This window comes from Croceibacterium salegens, from assembly GCF_009827435.1.
GTDB classification, from domain to species: domain Bacteria; phylum Pseudomonadota; class Alphaproteobacteria; order Sphingomonadales; family Sphingomonadaceae; genus Croceibacterium_B; species Croceibacterium_B salegens.
Genome location: NZ_WTYM01000012.1, coordinates 1 through 547, shown reverse-complemented (window position 1 = coordinate 547; position 547 = coordinate 1). Strand labels below are relative to the sequence as shown.

At 65.3% G+C, this 547-nt stretch carries 1 protein-coding gene; it reads right to left on the bottom strand.

Annotation, left to right across the window (positions count from 1 at the left end):
• On the bottom strand, positions 1-472 hold a 472-nt coding region (locus tag GRI89_RS00125; protein ID WP_159791252.1), incomplete at its 3' end, for an FAD-dependent monooxygenase.
• Positions 473-547 lie beyond the last annotated feature (75 nt).

Genomic DNA, 547 nt, shown 5'->3' with positions numbered 1-547 from the left:
CGCACCCGGCGATGATCCGGCAGTCGATGCGCTGCCCGGCCCCGTCCTTGGTGAAGGTGACGTATGGCACGTCGCCTTCGACATCGTGCAGCACGACGTCCTCGGCCTCGTAGACCACCTCAAGCCCGCGCTCCTCGCGCGCGTCCATCAGGTCCTTGGTCAGCTCGGTCTGGCCGTAGACCATGACCCGGCTGCCCACGAGGTCGGCCATGTCGATGCGGATCAGCCGCTCGCCGTCGGCCAGGTTGAAGCCGTCGTGCCAAAGCCCCTCGGCCTTCATCCGCGCATCGAGCCCCAGTCGCTCCATCAGGCCGACCGTGATCGTCTCGAGCACGCCCGCCCGAATGCGCGTCAGCACATAATCCCCGGTGCGCTGTTCGAGCACCACACACTCGATCCCTTCGGCACGCAAAAGATGGCCGAGCAACAGGCCCGCCGGTCCGGCGCCGATGATGCATACCTGGGTCTTCATTTGGTAAGCCTCAAATCGGATAGTGCCCCGGCTCGGTTTCGAAGGTGATCCAGCGCAGTTCGGTGAAGGCGTCGA